The sequence below is a fragment of the Streptomyces sp. NPDC019937 genome, assembly GCF_040631655.1.
GTDB lineage: Bacteria > Actinomycetota > Actinomycetes > Streptomycetales > Streptomycetaceae > Streptomyces.
On sequence record NZ_JBEYAL010000099.1, the window covers coordinates 1 to 7,046 of the forward strand.

Consider the following 7,046-nt stretch of genomic DNA (forward strand, 5'->3'; position numbering starts at 1 on the left):
TGATCCATGGCAGGTACTCCGGCAGCACCGAGACGCCCCTCGTGGTGGTCGACATCTTCCGCTTCGAGGAGGGCCTGGTGGTGGAGCACTGGGACGTCCTGCAGGACGAAGTGCCCGCGAAGGACGCGGTGGCGGGCAACCACATGTTCACCAACCCGCAGGCCGGCCGGGCCTGAGGCACCAGACCGGCGAGGCGGGCGGCACGCGCCGCGCGGGCCATGCCGGCCAGGGGCTCGACCGCACTTGCCGTTCCAGGGCTGAGGCCCGACCGACACCTGATGCAAACGAAGAGACTGGGGTGCCCCGAGGTTTCCGGACAGGTACTACAGCCGGAGATCTTGAGGGTCGGTGATCGGCGGGATCGGTCGGTGGTGCGCCCAGGGCTGTAGGCGGAGCGGAAGTGGGTCGCCGCGGCGTCGGTAGTGGCTGACCTGGGCTCGGGTCTGGTGTCGAAGCCGACTTCCACGGCCCACTCGGCGAGGGTGTCTGCCCACCGCCGCACATTGCCGACGAGCCCCGGTCCGTCCCCGCGGTCGCCGATCACGCCGATCACGTTGTAGACGCGCCGGAGCGTCCTCGGGTCGCGGCCTGCGCGGGCGGCCGCCTCGTCGATGATCCGCTCTTAGCTAAGCCGAGAAAACAGCCAACTTCATCGCCTCATCTGACCTGAACAACACAACCGAGGAAACACTCATGCCAATGTTTCACGCCCACCTTCCGGCTCAAAAGTTCTCTAGCGAAGAGAAGCGGGCTCTGGCGGATGCCTTGAATCTCGCTCTTCATGAAGCCATGGATACACCTATGGATGACCGTTTCGTCATCATCAGTGAGCACAAGGACGATGAATTCTTCATCCATCCGACTTTTCCTGACGTGAAGAGGTCCGACAAGCGCATGATCGTAACGGTGACGACCGGTACGAGCAGGACGGTGGAGCAGAAACGCAAGCTCGCGGAGTTGGTCACCCGATACGCCGTAGAAAAGGTTGGCGTCAGCCAGGACGATGTCACCCTGATGATGTATGCCATTCCCTTGGAGAACATGAGCTTCGGCGGTGGAAAGCTGGTCTCTGACATCGACCTCTCTATGCCTTGGGTAAACAAGTAAGGGACGAAGCTGCCCTGTTCTTTGGATCGGGGCAGCGAAAATGACTTGAAATGGAGACCCACCATGTCCCGACAGCAGCGCCAAGCCCTCGACGCCCTGCACCGCTCCGTCCCGCGCCCCGACACGCAGCCCGCCCCCGCCGAGCTGCGCACCTCGTTCGCCGCAGCCGTGACCCGGCCGGCACCGGAAGGCGTCACCACCCGCAGGACCGTCCTGGGCGGGCGGCCCGCCCTGAGCCTGGAGCCGGCCGGAGCGGCAGACCGCGGACGGCTCCTCTACCTCCACGGCGGCGGCTACGTCGCCGGCTCACCGGACACCCACACCGGCCTCGCCGGTGAACTCGCCGCCCGCGCCGGACTGCGAGCGACATCGGTGGACTACCGGCTGGCTCCCGAGCACCCCTTCCCCGCGGCGGTCGACGACGGACTCGCCGCCTACCGCGACCTGCTGGCGACCGGAGCCGATCCACGAGAGATCGTCGTGGCAGGTGACTCGGCCGGCGGCGGCCTGAGCATCGCCACCCTGCTCGCCGCCCGCGAGGCCGGGCTGCCGCAGCCGGCCGCCGTGGTGGTCTTCTCCCCGTGGGTCGACCTCACCCTCTCCGGAGAGAGCATGCGCACCAAGGAAGACGCCGACCCGATCGTCACCGCGGCCGACATGCGCGCGTTCGCGGATCTCTACATCGGCTCAGGCAACCGCAACCACCCCCTGGCGAGCCCGGTGTTCGCCGACCTCGCCGGCCTGCCCCCGATACTCGTACAGGTCGGCGCGAACGAGGTGCTCCTCGACGATGCGGTACGTCTGGCCGCCCGCGCGGGCGCGGCCCATGTCGAGGCCACGCTGGAGATCGGGCCGGGTCTCCCGCACGTCTACCAGACGGAGCACGGGCGTCTCGACGAGGCGGACGCCGCACTCGACCGCGCCGCCCGCTTCCTCGTCAGCCACCTCGGCGCCCTGGCCGACGCCGGTCAGGTACCGGGGCACTGAGCAGGTGCGCTCCCAACCTCTGGTGGACGGCCACAGGCCAATTGCAGGCTGCTCACATAACTCACGGTGCTCAGACCGGTATTACGAGCATCCCTGGTCCACGTTCAGCAGGACGGGCACCAACGGATCCATCCACGTACACCGATGCCACGACAACGGTCCGTCCGCCTTCGACGACGTCCCCGAGTGAGCGGTGTGCATCGTGGAGCTTGCCGGTCAAGTGGGCTGGTGTGCGTGGGCTCCGGGGTGCTCATGCTGGTCGGGGGCGCGACGGCCAGCTCGGTTGCTCGCTGGTGGTACTCGCTCCAGAGCAGTTTGAACGCGGCGGCGGCCGGGCCGGCTCCTCTCCGGCGATCAGCGCGGTGGCTGTACCCAGCCCGTGGCAGCGCAGCTTCTCGACTTGATCATGACACACGTGACCCGTCGGCGGATGTCCCGGTCGCGGTCCAGGCCGCGCTCGCGAATCAGCTCGATCAGACGGTCGAGCTCGTTGCGGAAGCGGATAGGCGCCTTCAGCGGTCGCTCCGCGCTCGAAGCCGAGCAGCGTCATCGCGACTGCTCACCTTGATTCACCTCACCGACGACAAGGTCGAATTCAGTCGTCGCGTCGTCGAAGAAGACCTCGTTGAAGTCGGTTTCGCCGGTGAGGTTGCGGATCGGGCGGATCTCGATGCCGGGTTGGTCCAGCGGGACTAGGAGCATGCTGATCCCGCGGTGCGCCGGGGCATCGCGGTTCGTCCGGGCCAGTACGAACATCCAGTTGGCCCGGTGTGCCCCGGAGGACCAGAGTTTCTGCCCGTTCAGCACCCACCGGTTGTCGGCCCGCTCGGCACGAAGGGCCAGCGAGGCCAGGTTTGAGCCGGCGCCCGGCTCGGAGAAGCCTTGCGCGAAGACGTACTCCCCGGAGGCGATCCTCGGCAGGAACCGGCGCAGCAGGGCGGGGGCGCTCCAGCGCAGCATCGTGTTGCCCAGCATGGTGACGCCGAACTCGTCGTTGTCCGAACCGAACGGAATGCCCGCGCCGTGAACTCCTCGACCAGGATGACCAGTTCGGTCGGTCCATGGCCAGCTCCGCCGTACTCCGCTGGCCAGGCTGGGGCGACCCAGCCACACTCTGCGAGCGCGGCCCGCGTCATCTCCTGGAACTCCTCACGTTCGATCGGGGCGAGAGCGCCGATACCCCGCCAACCGGGCGGGGTCAGGCTGGCGACGAACGCGCGCACCGAAGCACGAAAGCGCTCGGTCCGTTCAGTGTCCTGTGGTTCCATCAAGGCCTCCTGCCGTCCTCTGCAAACGATCCCGACAGCCACAGCGGGCTGGTGGCCGCGATCCGCACCGTCTTCCTCGGCGCGGGCTGGCAACGCCTGGAGAACGTCCAGCTGGTGATCCCCCGCAGGCGCGCGAGTGGTTGGAGGCGCATGGCTACCCAGACACGCTGTCCCATGTGCGGGCGATGGCGATCCTGGTGCTGGAGGAGACCGGTCTGCTGCCGCACCTCAACCCGGGCGTGCTGTCCTGGACCGATCTGCAGCGGCTCAAGCCGGTTGCCCCGTCGATGGGGATGATGCTGGAGACGACCGCGACCGGGCTGCAGAACTCTACGACTGGTTCTTCAACGACTACGTGCCGAATTTGGCTGCCATGGGGCGCGGAGGCCAGCCGGAAGAGAGCATCTCGACTACTGGGGAGTGCCCATGCACAGATCGTATGGGGGCTCGAACGAATGGCCGCTCCAATCCGGCGGCGTGGTCGGCATTGTTGTGTCCATGCATGGCCCGCTGCGAGGAAGCGGGTACGACCGCACCAGCATTATTGACCCCGCTGTGAATGTATACAGCGAAGATGCCGCGGGCGTGGACGTGATCTGGTCGCGTCGCGGTGCCGACGAAACCGAGATCGAACGCATTGCCGCTCACTTTGAGGTGCGTCTCGAGGACAAGGGGTGGCGTGTCATCTCTGCCACAGGCACGCCCACTACGGCCGATACAATCGGCGGTTCCTGGGTCCGTTCTTCCCCGGACGCATGACGCGGAATTGTCAGTCCGGTGCCGCAGCCGTCCTGGTCAAGAAGCGACTCAGGTGGCCGGCAACATCCCTCGGCCGTTCCACGTGGGCCCAGTGTCCGGCCGCCGGGATCGCGACGCACTCCACCGTTGCGAGGCGCGGGGTGACGGCCCCGGTACGACATCTTCGGTGACGAAGGTGTCGTGGGCGCCACGCATGACCAGGACGGGACCTTGGTAGTGGCTCGGCAGACTCCCGTTCTTGTGGCCGGTGTTCCAGCAGTCGGCCAAGGCGCGAACGACCTCGGGACGCACCGCCGCGCCGGCAGCCACGAGCCGGTCCAGATCGGCGTCGGCAAGGCCGGCCGCCAGCTGCTGCCGTGCGGCGCGCTGGGCCTGGGGGTTGCCACCGAGCGAGCGGAACGACTCGAGAACGCCGGGCGGTAGATGCGTTCCGGCCAGGGGGATGGGGGTAAGGAGGACCAGCCCCAGGGCGCGGGCGGGATGTCGTGCGGCTACGAGTTCGGCGATGGGGGCCGCCATGCTCTGGCCGACGACGACGAAGGGACCGTCCAGCGCGGAGACTGTGCCGTCGATGTCGTCGACCAGATGCTCAAGGGTGAACGGGCCGGACTCGTCCAGCCGGTCGCCGCAGCGCCGCTCGATGCCTTGGTGGATGAAAGAAGTTCGCGGTGGCGCTTACGTCTCGCACGCTGCGCGGTGCGGCCGTCAGCGGCCGTGGAAGTCCAGGACCGGCCGGGGCTTGCCCGCCCGCAGCGCCGCGGCGGCGGACTCCAGGCCGGCGCTGACGTCCTGTGTCGCGAACAGCGGTACGGACAGGTCGAAGAGATCCCGGTCCGCCGAGGCGGTCCCGCCGAGGGTCCAGCTGTGCAGCAGCGCCTTGTGCGCGGCGTGGGCCAGGGTGGGACCGCAGGCCACTCGGCGGGCGAAGTCCCCGGCATGGCTCAGGAGTTCGTCGTCCGGGACGAGGCGGTTGATGACACTAGTGTCGGCCATGACCTGCGCGGGCACCTGCTCCGAGGTGAGGGCCCACTCAAAGGCGCGGGCGCGGCCGACGCGTTCGGCGACGCGGTAGATCCCCCCGAGGAGAGTGGTGATCCCCAGGGTCTGCTCGGGGTGCCCGAAGCGTGCGCTCTGCCCCGCGAAGACCACGTCGGCACGCAGCGCGAGTTCGAAGCCGCCACCGAAGCAGAGCCCCCTGGACTGCGGCGATGACGGGTACGGGGAGCTGCTCGAAGCGGTTGTACACGTCGAGGTAGCGGTCGAACGTCGCCCGCAGTTCCCGCGCCGTCATGCCTCGCCATGCGGTGAAGTCTCCGCCGAAGCTGAAGTCGGGGCCTTCCGCGCGAAGGAGCACGGCGCGGGCCTCGCTGCGCCCAATGTCGGCAACCGCCTCGCCGAGCTCGTCGACCAGTTGCGCGGTCAGGCGGTTCTGCGGCGGATGGGCGAGGACGATCTCGGCGATCGCGGCCTCGTCCTCCTTGCCGGGCAGGTGTAGGTCAGGTGCGGCATGGCCGGTCAGTTCTCCTTCGTGAGGTGATCGCGAAACCAGGCCACGGCCGCCCTGGACGCCGTATCGAACTGTGCGATGTAGGGATCGAAATGGCCGCCGGGGATCAGTTCGAGCCGCTTGGGCTCGAGTGCCTTCTCGTACGCCGCCAGAGCCAGGTCGGTGACGGTGACGGTGTCGCCGGTGGCGACCACCATCAGCAGGGGGGTGGGAGAGACGCGCGCGATCCAGGTGCCGGGCTCGTACATGCGGGCAGCGCGGGTGGAGCGGACCGTCACCTCGTTCTTCCACAGTCCTTCAGGGACGGGCTGCAGATAGAAGTCGATCGCTTCCTGCGTGCGGTAGGACGCCGGCACCGACGGGTCGGCACTCACCAGGGCCTGGCGGCGCGGAGGTTCGCCCCGCAGACGGCCTCGTTCGTCCTCGTTGAACGCCTCCTCCAAGGCGGTGGTCGCCTCCGGTGGGATGCGGCGCAGCCCCTGCTCGTAGCCGCTGATGGTCGGCACCTGCGAGACAACCGCCTTCAGGCGCCGGTCGGTGGCGCCCAGGACGATCGCATGCCCGCCCGCGTAGCTCGTGCCCCACAGGCCGATCCGGTCGGAGTCCACTTCGTCACGGCTCTCCAAGTAGGTGATCGCTCGCCGCCAGTCGGCGATCTGCTGCCAGGGGTCGATGTCCTGGTGGGGCTCACCGTCGCTGGCACCGAACCCGCGGTGGTCGTGGACCAGGACCACGAACCCTTCCTCGGCGAAGACCTCCGCGAAGGGCTCGATGCCGTGCTTGGTCGTACCGCCGTAGCCGTGGGCCATCGTGATCGCCGGGTGAGGCCCCGGGGTCTCGGGCAGGTACAGCGTGCCGCGCAGCGTCACCGCACCCTCGGCCGGGAAGGAGACTCGTTCTCGCAGGGTCATGAAGGGACACTCCTGGGTAGCGATTGCGTACGATAAATGAAAGAGAGTTTCCACGCGTCTCTGAAACGCGAGACCCTCCAGGGCGCCCGCCACTACGGCGACGCCGGCACCTGTCGCAGAACCGTTTTCGCCTGGCTGGCACGCTACAACACCCGCCGCCGACACTCGGCCAACGGCCGCCTCAGCCCCAACGAATACGAACGCCGACACCGCGCGGCTAAGCTCACGCTCGCCGCGTGATCAACGAAGCGTGTCCACCATCACGGGGGAAGGCCCGTCGGCGAGTGAGACGACGTAGCGCTGCAGGCGGGCCATCGGCGAGGTGAGCACCGCGTGCGGGCCCTCCTGCAGCTCCTCGCGGGCCTGCGCGACGAGGCCCTGGCAGTAGTCGGAGAAAACGCGCACATAAAGAGCGTGCTTGTTGCCGAACGCCTTGTAGATGCTGCCCTTGCCCAGGCCGGTCGCATCCATGAGGTCATAGGTGGACGTGCCGTCGAATCCGGTGGT

8 protein-coding genes and 3 pseudogenes are annotated in these 7,046 nt (G+C 67.9%); 5 read left to right on the forward strand and 6 right to left on the reverse strand.

Features of this window, described 5'->3' with window-relative positions:
- The first annotated feature begins 693 nt into the window (after positions 1-693).
- Positions 694-1,107, forward strand: a complete 414-nt coding sequence (locus ABZ562_RS40915) for a tautomerase family protein (RefSeq protein ID WP_075033969.1) — start codon at positions 694-696, stop codon at positions 1,105-1,107.
- Positions 1,108-1,170: 63 nt separating this feature from the next.
- Entirely contained in the window at positions 1,171-2,094 is a 924-nt protein-coding gene (locus tag ABZ562_RS40920; protein ID WP_356087478.1) for an alpha/beta hydrolase, read from the forward strand.
- Between the two features lie 546 nt (positions 2,095-2,640).
- Here ABZ562_RS40920 and ABZ562_RS40925 read toward each other — a convergent pair.
- Positions 2,641-3,069 (reverse strand): acyl-CoA dehydrogenase family protein, encoded by a 429-nt coding sequence (locus tag ABZ562_RS40925; protein WP_361490506.1) that lies wholly within the window; start codon positions 3,067-3,069, stop codon positions 2,641-2,643.
- Positions 3,070-3,089: 20 nt separating this feature from the next.
- A pseudogene (locus ABZ562_RS40930) lies at positions 3,090-3,362 on the reverse strand (acyl-CoA dehydrogenase family protein); the annotation flags it as partial.
- Positions 3,363-3,484: 122 nt separating this feature from the next.
- Here ABZ562_RS40930 and ABZ562_RS40935 point away from each other — a divergent pair.
- Together ABZ562_RS40935 and ABZ562_RS40940 are read left to right on the forward strand one after the other, a co-directional pair.
- Positions 3,485-3,679: pseudogene (locus ABZ562_RS40935) on the forward strand (hypothetical protein); the annotation flags it as partial.
- A 19-nt stretch (positions 3,680-3,698) separates the two neighbouring features.
- Positions 3,699-4,121, forward strand: coding sequence for a hypothetical protein (locus ABZ562_RS40940; protein ID WP_361490515.1), 423 nt, complete (start codon positions 3,699-3,701; stop codon positions 4,119-4,121).
- 705 nt (positions 4,122-4,826) lie between these two features.
- Here ABZ562_RS40940 and ABZ562_RS40945 read toward each other — a convergent pair.
- Genes ABZ562_RS40945 through ABZ562_RS40955 form a run of 3 tightly spaced genes read right to left on the reverse strand, consistent with a single transcriptional unit; the run spans position 4,827 to position 6,539 of the window.
- Positions 4,827-5,270 carry an enoyl-CoA hydratase/isomerase family protein gene (locus ABZ562_RS40945; RefSeq protein ID WP_361490508.1) on the reverse strand — a complete coding sequence of 148 codons (444 nt, stop codon included), beginning with the start codon at positions 5,268-5,270 and terminating at the stop codon, positions 4,827-4,829.
- On the reverse strand, positions 5,152-5,670 hold the full coding sequence (locus tag ABZ562_RS40950) for an enoyl-CoA hydratase/isomerase family protein (RefSeq protein WP_361490518.1): 519 nt from the start codon (positions 5,668-5,670) through the stop codon (positions 5,152-5,154). The genes ABZ562_RS40945 and ABZ562_RS40950 overlap by 119 nt, the downstream gene beginning before the upstream one ends.
- Positions 5,637-6,539 (reverse strand): alpha/beta hydrolase, encoded by a 903-nt coding sequence (locus ABZ562_RS40955; RefSeq protein ID WP_361490511.1) that lies wholly within the window; start codon positions 6,537-6,539, stop codon positions 5,637-5,639. Before ABZ562_RS40955 ends, ABZ562_RS40950 begins: the two co-directional genes overlap by 34 nt.
- Positions 6,540-6,575: 36 nt before the next feature.
- On the opposite strand from ABZ562_RS40955, the pseudogene ABZ562_RS40960 reads away from it, so the two are divergent.
- Positions 6,576-6,779: pseudogene (locus ABZ562_RS40960) on the forward strand (integrase core domain-containing protein); the annotation flags it as partial.
- Here the strand turns inward: ABZ562_RS40960 and ABZ562_RS40965 are convergent.
- On the reverse strand, positions 6,780-7,046 hold a 267-nt coding region (locus ABZ562_RS40965), incomplete at its 5' end, for a TetR/AcrR family transcriptional regulator (protein WP_361490513.1). It abuts the pseudogene before it with no gap.

What these genes read in the sequence shown, in the direction of transcription:
- ABZ562_RS40955 (WP_361490511.1), bottom strand. Translation starts at nt 6,539, where the DNA reads ATGACCCTGCGAGAACGAGTCTCCTTCCCGGCCGAGGGTGCGGTGACG.
- ABZ562_RS40925 (WP_361490506.1), bottom strand. Translation starts at nt 3,069, where the DNA reads ATGCTGGGCAACACGATGCTGCGCTGGAGCGCCCCCGCCCTGCTGCGC.
- ABZ562_RS40915 (WP_075033969.1), top strand. Translation starts at nt 694, where the DNA reads ATGCCAATGTTTCACGCCCACCTTCCGGCTCAAAAGTTCTCTAGCGAA.
- ABZ562_RS40920 (WP_356087478.1), top strand. Translation starts at nt 1,171, where the DNA reads ATGTCCCGACAGCAGCGCCAAGCCCTCGACGCCCTGCACCGCTCCGTC.